Source organism: Candidatus Abyssobacteria bacterium SURF_5 (assembly GCA_003598085.1).
GTDB lineage: Bacteria > Abyssobacteria > SURF-5 > SURF-5 > SURF-5 > SURF-5.
This window is the reverse complement of record QZKU01000070.1, coordinates 1-22,011: the sequence shown is the minus strand read 5'-3', so window position 1 is coordinate 22,011 and position 22,011 is coordinate 1. Positions and strand designations below refer to the sequence as shown.

The following is a 22,011-nucleotide window of genomic DNA, read 5'->3' as shown; positions in this document are numbered from 1 at the left end:
TCATGCATGGTTTTGGGGAATACCAGAGAACGCAAGGGAGAACGCATGAAGAAGGTGGTTTTATTCCTCACCATTGCCGTTGCCGGCTTCTTGCTGGCGCCAGCGGCATGGGCGGAAAACGAAGAAGACATTGAAGCTCTGAAGCAGCAACTGTTGCAGATGCAGCAGCAAATGCAGCAGCAGGAAATGAAGATCCAGCAGCAGGATCGCAAGATCATGGATCTGGAAGCCAAGGAAGCGCCCGAAGCGTACGTGAACATGGAAGAGATCGTCGCGCGCGTGCAGGAGAAGGTCGCTCCTCAGGATGGCTTCACTATCGGAAAAGGCAAGATCAAACTCACGCCCTACGGCTTCATCCGGTTGGATGCCGCTTATGACGATTCGGCGGTGTTCATGTTTTCCGGCAACGTCGTCGGCTGGGCTTGGCCTGAGGACGGAAGATCGATGGCACCCGTTTATCCAGCCACGTTTGTCCATCGCGATGATGATGATCAATTCTCCATGACCGCAACGGCCACTCGTTTGGGCTTGAATTTTGACGGCCCCGAGTTTGCAGGCGGAACGATCAAGGGAAAAATCGAGATCGACTTTGACGAGCTGTCGGGGAACGGCGGAGACGTCGTGGCGCATCGCATTCGCATGCGGCACGCGTATGCTGAACTTCTTTATCCGACATGGAGTTTTCTTGCCGGCCAGACGTGGGACGTTGTCGCCCCGCGCATACCGCCGATGCTCGACTGCGTCGTGTTGTGGGGATCGGGCAACGTCGGCTACCGGCGCCCGCAGCTTCGCCTCACCAAATGGTGGGATGTCGATGGAACGAAATTCACCGGACAGGCGAGCTTGAATCATACAGACCGCAGTATGACGAATGACGACTTTGACGGCGATCTACTGCTGAACGGTGTGGAATCCGGTTACCCGATGGGTGAGGCGCGCATCGGAATGGACACCATAATCCTTGGAGAAAGGAAACTGAGCTTGGGCTTGTCCGGCCTGCTTGCACGCGAGCAGACGGAGGCTCGTGGCGATATCACTCAGTCAGAAAACCTTGACGTTTGGATGGTGGCCCTTGACGGGTCGATCACTATCATTCCGAATCTTCTCAGTCTCCAGGGCGAAATCTGGACCGGGGAGAACATAGACAACGTCTATGGTGGAATCGTTCAAGGTTTCGTAAATGTTGGGGCGGCCCCGGCCATAAACCTGAAAGAGATACAGGCTACCGGCGGGTTCATCCATGCCGCGCTGACACCGCGTCCCGACTTGCAATTCAATTTCGGGTATGGTCTGGATGATGCGGACAGCGAAGATATGATGTTGGGCAACATTTCCCAGAACTGGACCGTTTTCGCCAACACGATCTGGACAGTTGTCCCCAATTTCGATGTCGGGCTCGAGCTTGCCTGGCATGAAACGAAGTGGGTTGATCAGGCGGACGGCGACGACTTCAGAGTTCAGACCGCGTTTATTTACAAGTTCTAGTTTAATCGATCTACATGGCAAAAGGGGGAGGCAAAATACATTGCCTTCCCCTCATGCCCTTTTTCCGCAATCGTGATGAAGCTTGGCAAGAAGGGATGACGCGCTGGAGATTTTCAGCGAAAGTTCTTGCGTTCTGGACGAAGTGAAGCAGCTTTCGGGAGGGGCAAAAGATTCTTCACTTCGCGCAGAAGAGCAGCAGCGTCAAGTTTTCGCGATTGGCTGTCTTGACTGGTCAGCGGGAGGATAAACGTATGGGCACGGATACGAGGACATCCTTCAACACCGAAGACTGGTGGGCGGTGTGGATCGGGCTCGCCGTTGTAGTTCTCGGGTTGAGCGATTCTCTGCTTGGCATCGACTTGCTCGGCTGGGTTGCCGATACGCGCGTATACTCGAATCTATTTGACGCGGTGGCGCCGACTTCGGCCGAATTTGGCGGATTCCCCGCCATTTTATCCCTGATTTTTACGTATGCGTTCGTAACCGTTGTCACCGCCATCGGAGCAGCCTCGCTTCGGCTCAACATTAAGAAATACGTTGCTGGTTTCTCGCTGATTTTTTGGCTCACCTATATCTGCTGGGTGGCCGGTCATTGGGCTTACATCGCGGCTACGCCGGACAAACAAGCGAAATTCGGGATCGATTGGTCGCTGAGTCTTACGGGTGAAGCAGGGTATATTATCGCGTTGGTTGCCGGTTTGATCGTTGGGAATGTTTTCCCGAAGCTCGCGAAGTATCTCGAGGAGGCTGCCCGGCCGGAATGGTTTGTAAAGATCGCCATTGTGATTTTGGGGGCGTCGGTTGGGCTGAAGGCGTTTCAATCATCAAAGCTGGCCGGCACAATCATCTTTCGAGGCCTGTGCGCGATAGTTGAGGCGTATCTCATTTACTGGCCGGTGGTGTACTTCGTGAGCCGGAAATGGTTCAAATTGAGTCCTGAGTGGTCGGCTCCGCTGGCGTCGGGTATTTCGATCTGCGGCGTGTCGGCGGCAATGGCGACTGCGGGCGCAATAAAAGCGCGGCCCGTCGTTCCGGTGATTATCTCGTCGCTCGTGATTGTTTTTGCGGTCGTCGAGTTACTTATTATTCCGTTTGCGGCGCAGCATTGGTTGTACACGGAACCGATGATGGCGGGAGCGTGGATGGGACTTGCGATTAAGACAGACGGCGCCGCTGCCGCGAGCGGGGCAATAACGGATGCGCTCATTCGCGCGAAGGCGATGAGCGCGCAGAATATCGTTTATGAAGAAGGCTGGATGCTGGCAACGAGCGTAACCACCAAGATGTTCATCGATATCTTTATCGGGATATGGGCGTTTGTGCTGGCGATGGTATGGGTGTACGGCGTGGAAAAGAAGCCGGGCGTGAAGGTGCCGAAGATCGAGATATGGTACCGCTTCCCGAAGTTCGTAATCGGATATATCCTCGCATTCCTGATTGTTGCCGGCATCGGGCTGGCATCGCCGCCGCTAGTGTCCGCGATCAAGTCGGGTATTTCCGAGGCTGATAATTTGCGCAAGATCTTCTTTGCGCTCACGTTCTTTTCGATCGGATCGATTTCCAATTTTGCCGCGTTGAAACGAGAGGGCATGGGCAAACTGGCCGTGGTATACTTCCTCTGCCTGTTCGGCTTTATTATCTGGGTGGGCCTGCTCATCTCATTCCTGTTCTTCCATGGAATAACTCCGCCTATTATCCAAGCGCCGCCCGGTGCTTGAGGGCGTTGAAGGAGAAGATAGATGACAGTAACCGAGAAGGCAAAGATCGCCGATGAAATGAAGCAGGAAGCGGAACCTTTGTCGCCGGTCGAGAAGAAGCTGATCGGCTACAGCCTCTTGATAGGCCTGCTGATGTTGATTGTGCTGATCCTTGTCACGGGCGCGTACAAGTTTTAGCGTGTTGATTTGCCGGCGTCTTGCTTTTGTCGGCCTCTCCCCCATGTCCTGGGCCGCTCCACAGAGGGAAGACGCCTTACCCCGATTGCACGAAGAAGAAACGTTTCTGTCCTTTCCATGCAAAATGCTATAATGTTTTTTGTAGACCGAACTTTTCGGAACCAGAATCTGCGACAGGTTATCGTTTCGCAGAATGACTTCAGGAGCAAAAGCAAATGACTCGAACTTTCATGTCCGGCAACGAAGCAGCCGCCAGAGGGGCGTATGAGGCCGGAGTGGTCTTTGGCGCCGCTTATCCGGGCACTCCGTCCACCGAGGTGCTCGAGAACCTGGCGAAATATGAGGGCGTCAAGGCGCAATGGGCGGTAAATGAAAAAGTAGCTCTGGAAGAAGCGATCGGAGCGGCCATCGGCGGAGGCCGCGCCCTTGCGGCTATGAAGCATGTGGGAATGAACGTGGCCGCCGATCCTCTGTTCACCTCTTCCTATATAGGGGTGAAGGGAGGATTGGTCATCATTAATGCCGACGATCCGGGCATGCACAGCTCGCAGAATGAGCAGGATAACCGCCACTATGCGCGCGCGGCGAAGCTCCCGATGCTCGAGCCGTCGGACAGCCAGGAGACAAAGGAGTTTGTGCGCCTCGCGTTTGACCTGAGCGAGAGATTTGATACGCCGGTCATCGTGCGCATGACCACCCGTGTTTCCCATTCGAAAGGTATCGTCGACATTGGCGATCGAGTTGAAAAACCGGTCGGCGGATTCGTTCGAGATATTCCGAAATATGTCATGCTTCCGGGTTATGCGCGCGGGCGACACGTAATCGTCGAAGAGCGAATGAAGAGTTTGTTCGCACTCTCGAACAAGTCCCAGTGGAACCAGATTCGATGCAATAATCGCTCGATCGGGATCATTTCCAGCGGCGTCGCCTATCTGTACACGCTTGAGGTAGCGCCTGAAGCCTCATATCTTAAATTGGGATTTATCAATCCTTTACCACTTGACTTGGTCCGGCAATTTGTGGGGGAAGTCGAAACGGTTGTGGTCATTGAGGAACTCGACCCGATAATCGAAGAGCAGGTTCGGGCGCTGGGCATACAGGTCATCGGGAAACAGGATCTGGGTCTTCCTCTGTGCGGCGAGTTTTCGCCAGAGACGATCTGGCATGCGCTTCAGGCGAAATTCCCGCAGATAGTGAGAGATAAACCGAAAACAGATGTTCCGACGCCGAAGTATGAGGATTTACCGCCGCGGCCCCCGGTGATGTGTCCAGGCTGTTCACACCGGGTTGTCCTGCACGCTTTAAAAAAACAAAAAGTTACGATCATGGGTGATATCGGTTGTTATACGCTGGGTGCGCAGCCTCCTCTGGGCGCAATGGATTCGTGTCTCTGTATGGGCGCGAGCGTCGGCATGGCCTTTGGAATCGAGAAAGTGAGCGGCAAGGGCAAAACTGTGGCCGCGTTGGGCGATTCAACATTCATTCACGGCGGAATAACCGGTCTCATTGACATCGTTTATAATAAGGGCGCCACTCTTGTGATTATCCTGGATAATTGCACCACCGCGATGACCGGGCGTCAGGAGCACCCGGCGACCGGACGCACGCTTCAGGGCGACGCCACGCATGCACTCAATTTTGAGGCGCTGGCCCGTGCAGTCGGCGTGCGCGACGCGCATACGGTGAATCCGACAGATTTCGATCTTCTGGAGGAAACGATCAAGCGATGCCTGGAGACTGACGAGCCGTCGGTTATTGTCGCAAAGCGGCCCTGCGTTTTGATCCCGGGGCAGGAGAAGCTGCCTGCCTACTCGATGAATCAGGAAAAATGCAACCAGTGCGGCGCGTGCATCCGGCTCGGGTGTCCGGCGATCATCCAGCTTGGCCAGAACAAAGAAAAAAGTTTTTTCATCGATGCCTTTTTCTGTCAGGGATGCGGGCTGTGCGAGCACGTGTGCAAGTTTGACGCTATAGAGGTGAAATCATGAACGTGTTGATGGTGGGTGTAGGCGGGCAGGGCGTGCTTACCTGCGCGGACATCATGGCCCGGTCGGCGATGGAGTCTGGATTCGATGTTAAGGTGAGCGAGGTGCACGGGATGGCGCAGCGCGGCGGTAGCGTATATTCGCACGTGCGCTATTCGAAGCGGGTTGATTCTCCACTGATCATGCAGGGCGAGGCGGATGTTGTGATGGCGTTTGAGCGTGTCGAGTCGCTACGGTTCGCTCACTACATAAAGCCCGACGGCTTATTCCTCGTTAATAACCAGCGGATGGACCCCGTCACCGTTTCCTCCGGATTGGCGAAATACCCTGACGATGTCTTTGAGCGCCTGAAGAGGCTCCCGCAGCGGGTTCAGATAGTGGATGGAGAAAAGATGGCCGCGGACCCCGCCTTGCGACGCTCGGTGAATTTTCTGCTTCTGGGGGCTCTGGCGGGGCATACGCCTGATCTTACGCCAGATGTTTGGGAGAAAATGATATCCGAGGCGTTTGCCAAGAAGCCAGCCGTTCTGAAGACTGTTCTGAAAGTGTTCAGGCAAGGACTGAACGCTAAGAATTAGGACGTTTTGAAGCCGCGCAAGATCATGTCGTGTGTTATTTAGCTCGTCCACCCCTTCTGTAACGTGAGCAAGTCTGCCGGAAAAGGATCGAATCATGCAAGAATACAAGTCGGGAACAGCATTCAGCGGCGTTATCGGAGGCACGATAGATGCCTCTTCGCCGGCATGGCCCGAGCGAGTCCAATCGAGAAGCCACGCTCCGAACGTTTTGTTTATCGTTCTTGATGATACGGGCTTCGGACAGATCGGATGCTACGGCAGTCCTATCGAGACACCCAACATTGATGGTTTGGCTGCAAGAGGGCTGTGTTACAACAACATGCAAACAACGGCCCTCTGCTCGCCGACGCGCTCCTGCATTTTGACGGGCCGCAATCATCACTTCAATGCCATGGCCTGTATTACGGAAGGAGCGACGGGATATCCGGGCAGTAACGGTTATATTCCGTTTGAGAACGGTTTTCTTTCGGAGATTCTTCTGCAGAAGGGTTATAGCACATTTGCGGTCGGCAAATGGCATCTGACGCCGGCGGAGCAGGTTTCCGCGGCCGGGCCATATGATCGCTGGCCGCTCGGCCGGGGTTTTGAACGTTTTTACGGATTCATGGGGGGCGACACCCACCAGTATTATCCTGATTTGGTCTATGACAACCATCAAGTCAAGCCGAATCGAACGCCCGAAGAAGGATATCATTTGACTGAGGACCTGGCTGACAAGGCGATCAGTTTCATTGCCGATACGAAACAGGTGGCTCCTGACAAGCCGTTCTTCATGTACTTCTGCCCCGGCGCTCAACACGCTCCTCACCACGTCCCGAAGGAATGGGTTGACAGATACAAAGGCAAGTTCGATGGCGGATGGGAAGCTTATCGGGACGAGGTCTTCAAGAAGCAGAAGGAACTTGGCATTGTGCCGCGAGAGGCCGAGCTTTCCCGGCACGACCCGGACGTGAAGCCCTGGGATCAATGTTCAGCGGAGGAAAAGCGTCTGTTTGCGCGGATGATGGAGGTCTATGCAGGATTCCTCACTCACACCGATCATCACATTGGTCGCATAATACGATTCCTGAAAGAGATCGGCGAATTTGACAATACGCTGATCATGCTCATTTCCGACAACGGCGCCAGTGCCGAGGGCGGCGCGAACGGCTCGGTGAACGAGACGCTATTTTTCAATTTGATTCCCGAATCTGTTGAAGATAATCTCAACGCGATGGATGAACTGGGCGGCCCCAAATACTTTAATCATTACCCGTGGGGCTGGGCATGGGCCGGAGACACGCCCTTTCGTCGCTGGAAACGAGAGACATATCGCGGCGGCATCAGCGACCCGTTTATCGTGTGCTGGCCGAGTGGGATCAAGAGCCATGGTGAAATTCGCACCCAATACGTCCATGCCATCGACATGATGCCAACGATACTGGCTGCTCTGAACATTGAGGGTCCCTCCGTGATTAAAGGCGCTGTGCAATCGCCCATACATGGAGTAAGTTTGGCCCACACGTTTGATGACCCAAACGCGCCGACAAAACACCTCACGCAATACTTCGAAATGATCGGACACCGCTCCATCTATCACGACGGCTGGCGCGCGGTCTGTCCGTGGCCGGGTACTTCTTTTGCGGAGGCGGGGAGGCCGTTCGGCTCATTCCTGTCGGCTGAGGCGCTCGCGGAGCTCGACGCGACTCATTGGGAATTGTATCACGTGGCCGAGGACTTTACGGAAAATCATAACCTTGCCGAAAAGAACCCCGAGAAGCTGCGCGAGATGGTTCAGAAGTGGTATTTTGAAGCGGGCAAATATAATGTTTTGCCGATTGACGGAAGAGGCGCGATGCGCGCTCTCGATGAGCGTCCGCTTGTTTCAGGCGAAAAGGAGACGTATACCTATTATCCCGGCACACAGAGCGTGCCCCCGCTTGCAACCGCCCGCCTCTTTAACCGTGCGCACATTATCACAGCCGAAATAGAAGTGCCGAAGGGCGGCGCCGACGGAGTATTGCTTGCTGCAGGCGGACTTGACGGCGGCTACTCTTTTTACATCAAGGATGGGAAGCTTCGCTACGCCTACAATTTCCTGGGCAAAGAACTCTGGACGGTCGAGTCCAAGCGAAAGATGACGGCGGGACGACATAAAGTGCACTTTGAATTTAAACCCACGGGAGATGCTGATATCTTGAACGGCAGAGGCGCACCTGGAATAGCCAGGCTTTACATTGACCGAATGCAGGCTGGACAGCTCGAATTGCCGATGACGGTTCCGCTCACGTTCGGGCTGGCCGGAGTGCTTTCCTGCGGGCGTGCTCCGGGCTCACCCGTGACGCCGGATTATTCCGGCGAATTCCGCTTCACCGGGACAATTCACAAGGTTGTCGTGGATGTAAGCGGCAGGCCGATACAGGATGCCGAAGCTGAAAAGCGCATAGCGATGGCGCGGCAGTGAGGCCCGGCGGGATATCAGATCATTTCGTTTCCGGTTTGCTGACAAGCGTCTCTTTCATCAGGGAGATCGAAATAAGGGCAATTACTGCTGAGATGAAACACGCGATAAAAACGGCGCGATAGCCGGCAGCATTCGACTCTCCTGTGAATCTCGCCAAAATATATCCCAAAAGCGGCTGAAAAGCCGCGCCGCCCGCGAAAGGAAACAGGTTGACGGTTCCCACCGAAGTACCGGCTATCTCAAGCGGAAAGAGTTCCTTGGTAGCCGTAAATGCAATCACCACGATTGCGGCCGAGAACATGCCAATTGAATAGAACAATACATAGAGGAGCGGGAAAGGGAGCCTGTCAGTGGAGATGACCGGCAACAGCAGCGTGAGGCACAACGCCAGCGCGCTCAGGAGCATGACCTTTTTTCTGCTCCGAAACACTCGATCTGAGAGCGTGCTCAGGACCGGACTTCCGATGATCAGGCCGACCGCCAGCATGTTGAGGATGCCGCCGGCCTGGGTCTTGCTCAAACCGTAGACCTGCATCAAGTACGGGCCGCCCCACAACCCGCCGAGTCCGAAGAAAACCCCGCAGTTGAAAAAGAACCATATCGCGATCGCCCAGAAGCGGCCGTTTTGCAGAACCAGGAGCATGCCGCTAACGAGGGGGATCGCCTTCACCGCATCCCGGGATGTTTCATCGCCAACAATGATAGGTGGCAGGCCCACCTCATCTGGCCGGTTTCTCACCCACTTCCAAACGACAAGCGCGAGCACAAGGGTGGCGGCTCCGATTGCGAAGAACGAATTCCTCCATCCAATCCTTTCCGTCAGGAACGCGAGCGGCGCCGCGGCTATGAGGACTCCGACGCCGCCCATTGCGTTCAGGATGGCGGTCATCATGGAGAACTCGCCGCGGGTGAACCACTGCGAGAGTATCTTGAGCGCCGGCACGAAAACCATGCAAACGCCGAGACCCACGAGCACGCGCGCCGCAATTGCGGTCTGGATGTTCGGCGAGAGCGCAAAGAGAGTTGCGCCCGCAGCGGCGATAATGAGGAAAATGGTGACGCTCTTGCGCGGGCCGAGCGAGTCCGACAGCAATCCGGCCGGCAGCTGCATGATCGCATACGGGTAGAAGTAGGCCGATCCGAGAATGCCGACGACGGTCGCGCCGACCCCGAAGGATTCCATGAGATCAAGCGCCATCACACCGGGCGACAGGCGGTGGAAATAGACGAGGACGTATCCCAGCGCCAGAATGCTGAAAATCAGCCACCGGTAGTACGTGAATCTGCGCTGAGTTTCGGATATTGTTGTGGTCATGGGAAATCGGGGGTGATTCTAACACAATGGCGGGATGACGCGCAAGGGAGCTTGCAGACGAATTCACTTCAGGCGGTACAGATGTCCCTGCAGTACGGAAACGTCTGAAAACATGCGGACCGCACATCCTGGGGGAGGGCAGAAAAAACGGTTCGGAAACGCCTTGTATAAAATCGCACGCATGAATATAATGTTTCGGCAACCAATTTGGACGACGTTTTTCCTCACGAGATTGCAAGCTGGAGTGAGAAATGAGCGAGTACCAATTCTACGAGTTTCGAGCACTAGATCGCCCTTTGACCGTGGAACAGATGGAGGAGTTGCGCTCTTCCTCGAGCAGGGCTGAGATCACGCCGATTTCGTTTAATAACTTCTACAATTGGGGCAGTTTCAAGGGCGATCCACATATGTGGATGGAGAAGTACTTCGATGCCTTTCTCTACATGAGCAATTGGGGAAGCCGATGGCTGATGTTCCGTATCCCGATACGGTTGCTCGATCCTGACACAGTGTCGGGATACTGCACCGATGAAACCCTGGACTATCATACGAAAGATGACCTTCTCATCCTCTCCTTCAGCGCCGAAGAGGTGGACAGAGACGATTGGGTCGAGGGTGAGGGCTGGCTTGAGCGTCTGATACAGTTGCGCTCTGATCTGATGCTCGGGGACCATCGTTGCCTTTACCTCGCGTGGCTGCGGGCAGTCCAGGAGGGCGTCGTGGATGAAGAATGCGAGGAACCGCCTATTCCTCCAGGATTGGGAAAATTGAATACTCAGCTGCGAACCTTTGTGGAGTTTCTCGACATTGAACCGGATTTGATCGATGCGGCCGCCGGGGAGAGTGAGCAAAGAGTCGAGTGGACTTTGTCGAAGAAAGACATCAGAAAATGGGTGACAAAGTTGCCATTAAAAGAGAAGGAAGAAGCTCTCACACAATTGCTCAGCGGCGAGAGTTCCCACGTCACCGCCGAACTGAAACAGCGCGCGATGCACGAGATTCTTGCTCAGAAGCGATCCCCAAAAGCCTCTCGACGACGTCGTCCGCGAAATTCGGGTCGGCTCATGAATCGGGCCGAATCCATCGCGGAAGAGCGGCAGAAGCAGGAGGCGGAGCGAAAGGCGAAGGAACTTGAACAACAAGAGCGAGCAAAGGCCGAGGCCCGTGAAGGAAGGCTGCAGTCGCTCGCGGGCAGTGAAGCGCAACTTTGGATCAAGGTCGCAGACTTGATTTCATGCAGACAACCCAAAGAGTACGACGAAGCGGTGTGCTTGCTTCAGGACCTGCGGGACCTGGCAATTCGGGCAGATGCCAGTTCAGAGTTTTTGCGGCAGATGGCAAGTCTTTACTTTAAACATAAGAGCAAGCCGTCACTTGTGGCAAGACTTCGACAGGCAATGCTGTTGCCACCGGATGAGGCGCGATAGCGCGCATAGTGGACACTCAGCCAGTTCCGCTTCGCTTACGGTTGGTATCTGCATTATGCAAGTTTTGCCGGGTCAAAGGCAGGGACGCGGCTTTTCTTTGCAGCTTTGGAGAGGGACTGGTCGCGTGTTGCAATCGGCAACCCCAATCTCATCGCGAGATCGAGATAGGAAGCATCATAAGTTGTGAGGTGCTGTTCTCTCGCCAGCGCCAGAATCTCCTTGAGCATTCTCTCGGGCGTTTCCTGTTCAATTACGATCGGAAGATCATAGAGGAGGGATACGAATCGGATGACATCTGCCTGACTCAGGCGCTTTTTTCGCTCCGCCACGAGCAGGACATTACCAACCTCAAGCGGCCAAATGGCAGGAACAACCGCCTCACACGTTTCGAGGCTCTCTAGAACGGCTTCCGCAAACCGATCTCCCACGTCCTCGAAACACCAGGCCATTATTACAGAATTATCGACAACGAATCTTGCAGTCATCACCGTCTTCCCTCGTCAATCATGGCTCGTATCGATAATCCAGCCAGCCGATGGCCCCGGCGAAACTGTTTTACCTGTGCAATGGTTTCCGGCACGGCTTTCTTTGCGGAATCTGCGGGTTGGAGTGTTGCAACGGGAACGCCGTGTTTGGTAATGGTTATGCGTTCGCCTTTGGCCACACGTTCGAGGAGTTTGGGAAGGTTTGTTTTTGCTTCATAAGCGCCCACCTTATGCATTAGCTTTCCTCCTAACCAGTCTAAGACCAGTCTAACAGTCTATTCATGAAAAGTCAAGCCAGCTATCCAGCTATCCGACCGGGACCATTGAAATCCTGAGGTTCGTATGCTACTATGCCATTCGTCTATTACAAGAACATCCCAACCCCCTCTCGCACGTTCATGTCTGTCGCGTAGGAAGGCTTTACGATGAGTTATACAATTGACCAAATGGAAGCGGTCTTTTTGCCGAAAACGGTCGCCGTTGTCGGCGCGCCGCGGACGTTCAAGCCGGGCCTCGTGTTTCTGCAGGCGCTGCTGGACCCGGGTTTTAAGGGCGAGATTTTTCCGGTGAATCCCAGCGCGGACTCGATACTCGGGCTGAAGGCGTATCCTTCCCTGGCCTCGATTCCGGCGGATGTTGACCTTGCGATCCTTTTGGTCGGCGTTGAGCAGATCGAGCGGGTGATGGAGGATTGTGTCGAGAAGCGGGTGAAGGCCGCCATCGTTTTTACCTCCGGTTTCGGTGAGACCGGCGAACGGCGGGGGTTCGAGCGCGAGCGGCGCATGGTGGAGAGGGCGCGCGAAGGCGGCGTTCGGCTGGTGGGGCCGAACTGCATGGGCGTGTATAGCCCGGAGGCCGGGCTGGGTTTCTTTCCCTCGATGCCGTCGGTCGTGGGCAAGCTGGCGTTCGTCTCGCAGAGCGGTTCGTTGGGCGCATTCGTCACCATGATGGGGACCCTGCGCGGAATGAGTTTCAGCAAAGTAGTAAGCATCGGGAACGAGTGCGACCTGTCGAGCTGCGATTTCATCGATTACCTCTCGCGCGACGACAAGACGGCGGTCATCACGGCCTATCTTGAGGGGACGCGCGACGGCCGAAACCTGATGGCTGCGCTCAGGGAGGCGAGCGCGCGCAAACCGGTGATTGTCTGGAAAGCAGGCTCGACCGCGGCGGGCGCGCGGGCCGTTTCGTCTCATACCGGTTCGCTTGCCGGCGCCGATGCGGTATGGGACGCGGCCTTCAGGCAAGCCGGCGTAATCCGCGCAGGCTCACTGGAGGAAATGATCGACATCGCGACAGCCCTTTATTATTTTGGCCGGGTCGGCGGCAGGAGAATGGCCATTATTTCCGGGCCGGGCGGTCCGGCAGTCGCCGCTTCCGACGCAGCGGAGAGGGCGGGTCTCTCGCTTCCGGAACTGGAGAAGAGCACAGTCAAAGAGTTGATGAAATTCGTTCCGGCGTCCGGGGCAAGTTTCCGCAATCCAGTCGACCTCGGAGTGGCGCCGTGGGGAATCATCTCTTTATATTCGGATTCGCTGCGGGTTGTCGAAAAAGATGAAAGCATTGACGTCACCCTTCTGATCGGCGGTGGAATCACACCGGGCGGCCAGCAGGAATATCTGCAATACATGATCGACCTCAGAAAAGACCTGAGAAAGCCCTGCCTGCTGATCAGCCTTGCGGGTTTCACCGGCGATCTCGAGTTCTCGCGCGCGCTGCAGTCGGCGGGATACCCTCTTTTCACCAGCCCGGAGAAAGCGATCGCGGCCTACGCGAAGGCGGTCTCGTACTTCGAGTGGAGGGAATCTGTGGGCAGTTGATGCCTGCCATGAAGTTCCCTAAAGATCGCCGGTAGACACAGGCGGTTCCCCCCTGCGGCCCCTCCCTCCTCTCGCCCGTTCGCATTTTCCACTTGACAACGAGTTGGTCTTCATATATTATGTTTGGCAATCCCAACTACATAAGGAGAAGCACATGGTGGCACCTCTCAGCCCAAGCCAGGAAGATTATCTTGAAACGATCTACCAGATCGGCTTGAAGAAAAGGGCGGTCCGGTCGAAGGACATCGCACGGAGCATGAAGGTTACCCGCCCGTCAGTAACCGGCGCCCTTCAATCGTTGGCTGAGAAAGGGCTAATTCAGTATGAGCCTTACGAGTTTATCACGTTGACTCCGAAGGGTCTTATCGCGGCCAGACGGGTGGTACGGCGCCATACGGTGATGCATGATTTTCTTACGAAGGTCCTTGGAATCTGCAGAGCAGAAGCTGAAGAACAAGCATGTCGGCTTGAACACGCAATTTCCGGGGACCTTACCCGCCGGCTCGCGCTTTTCGTCGAATTCCTTGAGTCGTGCCCGGAGGGAATCGAGGCGTGGGCTGAGCGGTTCAACTGCTTTCGGGTCGGTCGCCGCGCGGAATGCGTTTGTGAGGCGTCTACGTTGCATGCCGCGGCCCCTAAGAGTGCGGATTCGAAATCGAAATGAACTCGAGGGTGGTTTTTTTGGAGGTTTTACGGCTTTTTTTCCGGCCGCTATGCTGCGACAGCGTCTCACTCTCTGTGTGATCGGCGGCAGTGTGCCCGCAACAGCGTTCGAATACGGGCACACGCATGAAGGCATCAAAATTGTTTCGGCAAACAAAGGGTTATCGATGGAGCATCTATGCACGAGAGACAAAGTATTTATAACCGCCATCACGCGTCAGATTTGTATCTGCGAACACTCTCGAAAACATCCTCGCGAGAGCGCCTCTCCTGTTCAGACGATGCCTGTGATTATAGGGAGGCATTGAAGCATATTCTTGTGGATACAATCGAAGCGCTGGAAGAGACGCGGCGAGCCTTCAAATCGAAGCAAATTGAGATGCTCAGGAAGAAGCTTACGCAGATACTGCTGGAGATGTCGTAGAAGAGCAGCGCTGGCAAGGAGGAAGAAATGATGAACTAGGACGACATTGGGGCGTTTTACGATGTGGACCTGGGCCGCACAGTGAGAGCGCAACCGGGCCGCTATCAGCGGTGGCATGAAATCCGGAGTACAGATTGCGTGAAAGGAGTGCGGCATGAGGTCCATTTTGGTCTGGCTGTGGTTGACGACGGTAACGGCATCCCTGATGACGTGTTCGGCGGCGCATGCCGAGGAGCAGCGGTCGGACGCCCGCGACGAGAAGATCGAGGCTTTGGAACAGAGCCTGCGCGATTTGAACGAGCAGTTGCAGCAGCTCAAGACGCAGCAGCGGGAGGAGCAACTGTTGAACGAAGAGAGCCGGGAAAAGATAGCCGAAGTATCCGTCCGGCTGGATGAGGTTGACGATTCCCCGCTGTGGGATTCCTCGTCGTGGCTGAACAGGTTCACTATGGGCGGCTATGGGGAGTTTCACGCGAACTTTGAAGAGGGGCCGTCGGGCGATCAATTTGACATCCATCGGCTGGTCCTGTATCTCGGCTACGATTTCAACGACTGGATCAAATTTCATTCGGAGACCGAGATCGAGCATGCTTTTGTCACGGACGGTGCGGGCGGCGAGCTGGTGATCGAGCAGGCATATTTTGATTTTCTCCTGTCCGATCTGTTCAATGTGCGTGCAGGGAGGATTCTCACGCCGCTCGGGATCATTAATCAGAAGCACGAGCCGGTGACGTTTTATGGAGTGGAGCGCCCGTCGTTCGCGCAGTTCATCATCCCGAGCACATGGTCGTCGGACGGCATAGGTTTGTTCGGCAACATCAGTCCTTCGCTCAAATACCAGGCATATGTGGTAAATGGGCTGAACGGGTCCAAGTTCAACGCTCTCAGCGGCATCCGCGCTGGCAGGATCAAGGAGCGTCCCGGCCTGCATGATGCCGCCTTCACGGGTCGGTTGGATTATTTCCCATTCGCTCTGCGAGAGGTCCCATTTGGGCAATGGTTGCGGCTTGGCGTTTCCACCTACGCCGGCGGTATCGACAACGGGAATCAGGGGAAGGATCCGGGCATCAACGGAGATATCCAAATCTATTCCGCAGATTTTGAATATACAGTTTCGCGTCTCGACTTTCGTGGAGCCGTGGCTTTTGAAAGTATCGATGGGGCGGAGCAAATCGGCAACGGAACAGCCGAGGAGATCTTCGGCTGGTACCTGGAGGGCGCCTATCGTTTCTGGCCGGACAAATGGAAGACCGGCAAGCTGAGGAATTCAGACGCCGCCTTCTTTGTGCGCTATGACGATTTCGATACGCAATACAGTATGCCTTCGGGGGTGCCGAAAAACCCGAACGGGGACCGCAATGAGATCACGGTTGGGATGAACTTCTATCTTACGCCGAATGTGGTCTTGAAAGCGGATTATCAATTTCGTGACAGCGAAGGCGACGATCCGGGCGACGCCGTCAATTTTGGGATCGGATGGGTTTTCTAGAGTCGAGTGGGAGCAAAATGATGTTGAACCTGGAAGAGCTAAGGACTGTATTAGTGGGCATATCAATTTCAATGGTTTTCTTCGCATGCGCCGGGGCGTCAAAATCGCTTCCGACGGCGGAGCAGTTGGCCGCTTTGGAAGAAGCGCCCTCCCCCATCGATGTCGATGCGCTTCGCAGCGGGAGAGCGCTTGCGGTGACCGAATGTGCGACGTGCCATCGCTTCTATTGGCCCAACGAATATTCGCCTGCTGAATGGGACGAGATCGTGAAGAAGATGGGGAGGCGCGCCTCTTTCGACCAAGAGCAGACGGCGGCAGTCACGCTTTACTATACGCTTTCAAGCAAATGGACGGGTAGGAGTCACTGAGGCTCTTCTTTTTGCCAGAGGTTCTTCAGCAACTCGATTGAGCCGGGCGCATAGCCCGCGTAGCGATTGCGATAGAAGCCATAGATTGTATTGATGTCGCGGGCGAGGAGGTCTTTGAGGACTTTCACCCAGCGCGAGGTGGCCTCGGTCTTATCGGCCACAAGCCGGTCCCAGCGATCGGTCACTTTCTCGAGGGCCGTCTGGTGTCCGAGCCAGCGGATGTAGCAGAAGTCGGCGGTAATCACATTCATTCGTTTCATCAGAACGTCGACTTTCTCCGCCCAGGGATGATCGACCAATGTGAAAGCCGTATTATGCCGGCGGAGGCATTCGAGAAGTTGGGGCGCCACCCATTCGGGATTGCGTATCTCGACAGCGAACCGAAGGTCCGGCGGCAGGGAGGTCAGCACCGGCTCCAGCGCATCGACGAAGGCATCGACTGAGGGGAACTCGGACTGCCGGTAGTAGCGGAATTGGAAGAGCAGAGGTCCGAGCTTTTTTTCGAGGGTTCTCATTACTTCGACAAAATAATCAAGCCGGCTGCGGTAATCGCCGGAAAACCCCGTGTGTGTCACCCCGCGAGGGACTTTGGCGGCGAAATAAAAATCGGCCGGTGTCTGGTCATACCATTTTCGCACGGCATCTTTTTTGGGAATGCGGTAAAAGGTGGAATCGACCTCGACGGTTCTGTAGTGGCGGGAATATTCCTTCAAGTATTCCGATTTGGGCGTACCTGAAGGATACAGGCCGCCGACCCAGTCGTCCCAGCTCCAGCCGTCGGCGCCAATCAAGAGGTTGGGCGGGAAAATTTTCTGCTTCATTCTGTCCCCCATCGGTTTGAAAACACGCTTTTAAAATAATGTGTCTGTTTTGCGCGAGATCGCAAGGCCGGGCTACGTCGACGCCGCGCCCCGACCGGAAAAAGCCCAACGGCGGGAAATCCTTTTACCCGAGGGTCGCTCACGCCGACAGTTTGCAATTTAGTTTCCTGAAAGTAGTTAGGCTTACAGAATGATTGTGGCGGGAATGGTGCAATAAAGGTGGAGCTATTTAGTCCGCAAAGGGGGAAAAGATATATTCATGTTACGAGCAAAGAGGCGCGCTGCCTGCCCCGTCAGCCAAGGTCTTGAGCCGTCGGAGGCGACTCGCGAGCAGGCGGAGAAAATTCGAGCCGTCGTTTCTGCGATTGCTGATCCCTTTCTTATTTACGGCCTTGGTGGAGTGCTCACGGGTGCAAATGAGGCGGCGGCCTCCATATTTGGGTTCAATCCGATCGGCTTAACGCAGCTTCAGATTCTGCGGTTGATCGATCTGACGCAGCTTGACGGCCGGAAGATGAATGTTTCCGATATGGCATCAGCCCGTGCCCTCCGAGGGGAGATCGTTCAGAATGTGCGTTTCACATTCAGGGATCGCAGGGGCGACGCTCGATATGCGCTTGCCTCGGCGGCTCCGATCCGCGAAGGAGACAGAATCACGGGCGCGGTCGCATATTGGCTCGATGTTACTGAACAAAGAAAAACTGAGGCTGCTTTGGAATGGGAGATCGAAGAGCATGCCGCCATGGCGGAACTGGCGAAGGCGCTTTTGCGCTCGGCTTCGCTTGAAGATATCTCGTGTCTCGTGCTCGAGTACGCCAAGCGGTTGACCGGCAGTCGCTACGGAATAGTTGGATACCTCGATCGGGAGACGGGCGATTTCGTTTGTCCGACGTTGACGCACGACATCTGGAGCGGGTGCCGGGTCGAAGACAAGAAGTTTATCTTCAAAGGAGTGACTGCGGAGAGCGGTCTTGCCGGTTGGGTGTGGGAGAATAAAGAGCCGTTGCTGACCAATTCTCCTGCGACCGACGCTCGCTCGAGAGGGGTTCCGTCCGGACATGTTCCGATCAGTCGTTTTCTTGGAGTGCCCGCCATGTTTGGCAAAGAGCGCGTGGGCATGATCGGGCTGGCCAATCCGGAGAGAGATTATTGCGAGAGGGATATGGTTGTGGCAGAGCGGCTTGCCGCGCTCTATGCCATCGCTATCGAGCGCAAGTGGAACGAGGACAGGCTTCATGCCAGTCGAGAGGAATATCGTCAATTGTCCGAGAATCTGGAAAAAACGGTTCGTCAAAAGGTTGCTGACCTTCAGCAAGCGGAGCGGCTGGCGGTCATCGGGCAAACGGTGTCGGTCGTTGCCCATGAAATACGCAATCCGCTTCAAAACATTTCGCTCGGGCTCGAGGCGATACGCGCCGGCGTCGGTGCAGATGGCGATATGCTTGACACGCTTGCCGACATGGAAGCAGGGGTCGATTCCCTGAACCGGCTTGTCGAGGAAATATTGGAATACGCGCGGCCGGTAACGCTGCGATATTCTTCGCGGCCGCTGCATGCGATCATTGACACCGCCGTTCATGGAATCGGACGCAAACTTGAAGCGAGTGGAGTGAAGCTTGTTCTCAATCTTGAGAACGGAAGCGAGATGGTGACTGTGGACCCTGACAAGATGGCGCGCGCCCTCGTGAACCTGATGTCGAATTCAATCGAGGCGATGCCAAAGGGAGGGGTGATCACAATTTCCTCATGCACTCAGCCCCGTGGCAAAACAAAATATTTATTCCTGACGATTTCCGATACCGGCCGAGGTATTGCTCCTGAAGACCTTGATCGGATATACGAGCCTTTCTTTACGACAAAATCCAAGGGAACGGGCCTGGGGCTTGCCATTTGCAGGAAGATCATAGAGGGCCACAAAGGCAGCCTCTGGTTCCGCAGCGAACTCGGAAACGGGACCACTGCGGATATCTGCATGCCCGTGACGATGCCTGACGCAAGCGCGGCCGGTTCCTCCTAATGCTGTGCGGAGGGGATGAAGTCCGCCGGACGAACCTCCTCGCAATGTATTGCGTCCGATGGACAGACCACGGCGCACAGTCCGCAGCCGACGCACTTGTCGGGATCGACGGACGCCTTGATTTCGTCTCCTGCTTCAGTTGTGCTCAGTGCGCCGAAATAGCAGCGCTCGAGGCAGGATTCGCAGCCGATGCAGGCTTCTTGATCGACCACCGCCTGGAACCGCGAGGGAGACACAAATTTCGCGCCGTCCTTTGCCCTGATGACGCTGAGGCCGATGCAGCAGTCGGGGCAGCAGTTGCAGATGAAGTGGTCGCTGCGGTCGGTATTCATGGTTACGTGCACGAGGCCGGCCTCCTCGGCTTTTCGCATGATCTCGAGGGCTTCGGCCTTGTTGATCTCGCGGCCGGTTCCGCGCTTGATCGAGTAATCCGCGGCGCGGTTCAGTTGCACGCAGACCTCGACGGGTAATCCGCAGGCGCCATCGACGACGCGGCACGTGCATTTGGTTACGGCCATCCGTTTGGCGTTATCGATGATCTGTTTCACGTTCTCGTAGTGCAGGATCTGGTTCTTATCTTCGAGGGCAGCCTCGATGGGGATAATTCGCATGGGCGGATTGCTCAAGAACCCTTCGATAGCTTTCGCAGTCTGTCCCCACTCGGTCTTCGTGAATTCCTTCCAGAGATCGTAGAACTCCTGCGGCGCATCCGGCCAGAGGATGCTGGCGTCGTGGAACTGTCCGGCATCGCGGCACATGCGGTACTTGCCGGAGCTTCCCGAAACGAACACGACGCCCTTTTTGAAGAGGGTGTCAAGGGATTTTTGTACGTCCGCGATCGGCCGATCGGTTGCGCCGGCCAGTTCCTCCGCGGTGGCGGGCATGGCCAACATCAGTTTTGCCTCATTCTCATCGGCCAGCATCTTGAACAGGCGCTGGATTCTCTCCGAATGCCCCATCATGATTCTGTCCGCCAGTTCCTGATATAACGTTCCTTCGCTCATGGCGTGTCTCCTCAAAAAAAAGGTTTCTCTCAGGGAGGAATCTGCAGATGCCTTTATATCAGCTTTTGAAGGAGGCTGTCAAGGAAGGAAGGTATCTGATGCAGGGCCGCCTGATGTTCGGCTCGTGCACGGATAAAAGTGTGAGAGAGACGAGAAGAGGAATTTTCAGGGAAACGATTTATTGATGGAACGGAGTGAAGGAAGCCGGGTGGGCCCAGTAGGACTCGAACCTACGACCAAGAGATTATGAGTCTCCTGCTCTACCAACTGAGCTATGGGCCCTTCTCCATGTTTATTTTATTCAGCACGGCGCGCTTTGTCAAATGGGGCGAAAGGAGGCGCGGGCGCAAGGGGGCAGGGCTCCTCGATTTGCTGATGGGCGGATTGACACTCCCCCGGCTATCTGCTATAATTTGCAACGGGAAGTACCCGTATTTCTTCGAGTTGCAGGAGGGCTAGCATAACTGGTAATGCACCGGTCTTGAAAACCGGCGCCTTCGGGCTTGGGGGTTCGAGTCCCTCGCCCTCCGCTTACCGAGTAAGCGAAGCGGCTCTTGAGTAGCAGCCATTTGGAGAGGTGGCCGAGCTGGTTGAAGGCGGCACCCTGCTAAGGTGTTATAGGGGCTTAAACCTCTATCGAGGGTTCGAATCCCTCCCTCTCCGCACGAAATGCGCCCTTAGCTCAGCTGGATAGAGCGTCTGACTACGGATCAGAAGGTCGGGGGTTCAAATCCCTCAGGGCGTGCCAAAGTTAAGGTTATAACTGCTTAGCTAAAACTAGGCAGTTATTTTTTTGTCTTGGGTGGTTGACATATGGTTGCTTAAGCTGACCCCGAATTGAAAGAAGCTGAAAGGAAATGGAGCATCAAGCACTGGACACATTTTCTGGATCTGGTCGTAGTGCTTCAAAAGGACAGGAAGAAGGTCTGGGTAGCTGAGCGGAAGTAAATCATATTGCAGGGCCCCTTGGGCATCAAGCTTCGGGGGTTCTGCCATGGTGGCTGCTTTCAATTTTATATACTTGACTTTCTCTGTCTATATGAATAAAATTCTTTGACTTCTATATTTCGGAGGAAGAAGGCTAATGGAATCAGTCAAGCATCAATGTCCTATCTGCTTATTGAATGGACAAGTTCAAGAAGATGCAGATGGCGAGGAAATTTTTCTTATCAAGTGTTTGAGATGTGGTTCTTACAGAATCTCGAAAGAAGTATGTAAGGTTCTTAATACTGTCACCTTTAAGAGTTACGTCTTATCTGGTTTTATAAGGACGAGTAATCTCCAAGAAGAAATACCCTCGCTTGATTTAGACTTAATTCAGGAAGTTGACCAGAATTTCTCTCTTTTAACCCTGGAACAGAAAGAAAAGAACCTGATTGCTTACATGGGCATGAAGGCGGAATTAGGGGAAGCATGTGAAATCAATTCCTTATTTGATTATCCGCTTATTTTTGCGAGAGAAAAAGCAGAGCTAAACTGGCTGATCAGCGAGATGATAAAAGAAGGTGTATTAGATAGGCGAGAGAAACCTAAGAGCATGTTCCCAATTTCCAAGGGCACAGTAACAAATGAAGTTCACAAGGTGACCTTGACGAAAAAAGGATTTGAAAAAATGAATGCCTTCAAAGCTTTGAGCACATCTGGGTCTATGACAGAAACCTCTGTAAAGACTAGCCGTCAAAAAAGAAAAGTATTTAAGCTCCTCACAAGAATTTGTGGGTTAATTGTGGCATAGGAAGGTCTCCGAGCACGTGATAAAGGGCAAGCGAAAAGGTTTCAAATGTGCGGTAGC

General features: G+C 54.7%; 20 protein-coding genes and 4 tRNA genes. 17 read left to right on the top strand and 7 right to left on the bottom strand.

Features of this window, described 5'->3' with window-relative positions; genetic code table 11:
• The first annotated feature begins 6 nt into the window (after positions 1–6).
• The 5 genes from C4520_10450 (at position 7) to C4520_10430 (ending at position 8,386) form a co-directional block, all read left to right on the top strand.
• Positions 7–1,485, top strand: a complete 1,479-nt coding sequence (locus C4520_10450) for a hypothetical protein (GenBank protein RJP21129.1) — start codon at positions 7–9, stop codon at positions 1,483–1,485.
• Between the two features lie 251 nt (positions 1,486–1,736).
• A complete protein-coding gene (locus C4520_10445; GenBank protein RJP21128.1) occupies positions 1,737–3,203 on the top strand; it encodes a putative sulfate exporter family transporter in 1,467 nt (488 codons plus the stop codon).
• Between the two features lie 392 nt (positions 3,204–3,595).
• Entirely contained in the window at positions 3,596–5,368 is a 1,773-nt protein-coding gene (gene iorA / locus C4520_10440) for an indolepyruvate ferredoxin oxidoreductase subunit alpha (GenBank protein ID RJP21127.1), read from the top strand.
• Positions 5,365–5,943 carry an indolepyruvate oxidoreductase subunit beta gene (locus tag C4520_10435; protein RJP21126.1) on the top strand — a complete coding sequence of 193 codons (579 nt, stop codon included), beginning with the start codon at positions 5,365–5,367 and terminating at the stop codon, positions 5,941–5,943. Before iorA ends, C4520_10435 begins: the two co-directional genes overlap by 4 nt.
• 94 nt (positions 5,944–6,037) lie before the next feature.
• Positions 6,038–8,386, top strand: coding sequence for an arylsulfatase (locus tag C4520_10430; GenBank protein ID RJP21125.1), 2,349 nt, complete (start codon positions 6,038–6,040; stop codon positions 8,384–8,386).
• A 19-nt stretch (positions 8,387–8,405) separates the two neighbouring features.
• Here C4520_10430 and C4520_10425 read toward each other — a convergent pair whose 3' ends face one another.
• A complete protein-coding gene (locus C4520_10425) occupies positions 8,406–9,701 on the bottom strand; it encodes an MFS transporter (GenBank protein RJP21124.1) in 1,296 nt (431 codons plus the stop codon).
• Positions 9,702–9,952: 251 nt separating this feature from the next.
• On the opposite strand from C4520_10425, the gene C4520_10420 reads away from it, so the two are divergent.
• A complete protein-coding gene (locus C4520_10420; protein RJP21123.1) occupies positions 9,953–11,128 on the top strand; it encodes a hypothetical protein in 1,176 nt (391 codons plus the stop codon).
• Between the two features lie 53 nt (positions 11,129–11,181).
• Here the strand turns inward: C4520_10420 and C4520_10415 are convergent, their stop codons facing one another.
• Positions 11,182–11,613, bottom strand: a complete 432-nt coding sequence (locus C4520_10415) for a PIN domain-containing protein (GenBank protein ID RJP21122.1) — start codon at positions 11,611–11,613, stop codon at positions 11,182–11,184.
• Positions 11,613–11,849: a type II toxin-antitoxin system prevent-host-death family antitoxin gene (locus C4520_10410; protein ID RJP21121.1), complete on the bottom strand. Its 237-nt coding sequence runs from the start codon at positions 11,847–11,849 to the stop codon at positions 11,613–11,615. Before C4520_10410 ends, C4520_10415 begins: the two co-directional genes overlap by 1 nt.
• 189 nt (positions 11,850–12,038) lie before the next feature.
• Between C4520_10410 and C4520_10405 the strand changes: the two genes are divergently transcribed.
• The 5 genes from C4520_10405 (at position 12,039) to C4520_10385 (ending at position 16,377) form a co-directional block, all read left to right on the top strand.
• Positions 12,039–13,433, top strand: coding sequence for a hypothetical protein (locus C4520_10405; GenBank protein RJP21120.1), 1,395 nt, complete (start codon positions 12,039–12,041; stop codon positions 13,431–13,433).
• Positions 13,434–13,587: 154 nt separating this feature from the next.
• On the top strand, positions 13,588–14,097 hold the full coding sequence (locus C4520_10400) for a metal-dependent transcriptional regulator (protein RJP21119.1): 510 nt from the start codon (positions 13,588–13,590) through the stop codon (positions 14,095–14,097).
• Between the two features lie 177 nt (positions 14,098–14,274).
• A complete protein-coding gene (locus tag C4520_10395) occupies positions 14,275–14,520 on the top strand; it encodes a hypothetical protein (GenBank protein ID RJP21118.1) in 246 nt (81 codons plus the stop codon).
• A 154-nt stretch (positions 14,521–14,674) separates the two neighbouring features.
• Positions 14,675–16,009, top strand: a complete 1,335-nt coding sequence (locus C4520_10390; protein RJP21117.1) for a hypothetical protein — start codon at positions 14,675–14,677, stop codon at positions 16,007–16,009.
• Between the two features lie 71 nt (positions 16,010–16,080).
• Positions 16,081–16,377: a hypothetical protein gene (locus tag C4520_10385; protein ID RJP21116.1), complete on the top strand. Its 297-nt coding sequence runs from the start codon at positions 16,081–16,083 to the stop codon at positions 16,375–16,377.
• Here the strand turns inward: C4520_10385 and C4520_10380 are convergent.
• Positions 16,371–17,210, bottom strand: a complete 840-nt coding sequence (locus C4520_10380) for a DUF72 domain-containing protein (GenBank protein RJP21115.1) — start codon at positions 17,208–17,210, stop codon at positions 16,371–16,373. The two genes, C4520_10385 and C4520_10380, sit on opposite strands and share 7 nt — an antisense overlap.
• Positions 17,211–17,457: 247 nt before the next feature.
• On the opposite strand from C4520_10380, the gene C4520_10375 reads away from it, so the two are divergent.
• On the top strand, positions 17,458–19,215 hold the full coding sequence (locus C4520_10375; GenBank protein ID RJP21114.1) for a PAS domain S-box protein: 1,758 nt from the start codon (positions 17,458–17,460) through the stop codon (positions 19,213–19,215).
• On the opposite strand, the gene C4520_10370 is transcribed toward C4520_10375, so the two are convergent.
• Together C4520_10370 and C4520_10365 are read right to left on the bottom strand one after the other, a co-directional pair.
• Positions 19,212–20,219, bottom strand: a complete 1,008-nt coding sequence (locus tag C4520_10370; GenBank protein RJP21113.1) for a 4Fe-4S dicluster domain-containing protein — start codon at positions 20,217–20,219, stop codon at positions 19,212–19,214. The two genes, C4520_10375 and C4520_10370, sit on opposite strands and share 4 nt — an antisense overlap.
• Positions 20,220–20,425: 206 nt before the next feature.
• A tRNA-Met gene (locus C4520_10365) sits at positions 20,426–20,501 on the bottom strand.
• On the opposite strand from C4520_10365, the gene C4520_10360 reads away from it, so the two are divergent.
• From C4520_10360 to C4520_10345, 4 genes are all read left to right on the top strand, one after another.
• A complete protein-coding gene (locus C4520_10360; protein ID RJP21112.1) occupies positions 20,466–20,678 on the top strand; it encodes a hypothetical protein in 213 nt (70 codons plus the stop codon). The genes C4520_10365 and C4520_10360 overlap by 36 nt on opposite strands.
• Positions 20,669–20,749: transfer RNA gene (locus tag C4520_10355), tRNA-Ser, on the top strand. Before C4520_10360 ends, C4520_10355 begins: the two co-directional genes overlap by 10 nt.
• 41 nt (positions 20,750–20,790) lie before the next feature.
• Positions 20,791–20,882: transfer RNA gene (locus C4520_10350), tRNA-Ser, on the top strand.
• 8 nt (positions 20,883–20,890) lie between these two features.
• Positions 20,891–20,967: transfer RNA gene (locus tag C4520_10345), tRNA-Arg, on the top strand.
• Positions 20,968–20,996: 29 nt separating this feature from the next.
• On the opposite strand, the gene C4520_10340 is transcribed toward C4520_10345, so the two are convergent.
• Positions 20,997–21,215 (bottom strand): hypothetical protein, encoded by a 219-nt coding sequence (locus tag C4520_10340; protein ID RJP21111.1) that lies wholly within the window; start codon positions 21,213–21,215, stop codon positions 20,997–20,999.
• 88 nt (positions 21,216–21,303) lie between these two features.
• Here C4520_10340 and C4520_10335 point away from each other — a divergent pair, with 88 nt between their 5' ends.
• Entirely contained in the window at positions 21,304–21,954 is a 651-nt protein-coding gene (locus tag C4520_10335) for a hypothetical protein (GenBank protein ID RJP21110.1), read from the top strand.
• Positions 21,955–22,011 lie beyond the last annotated feature (57 nt).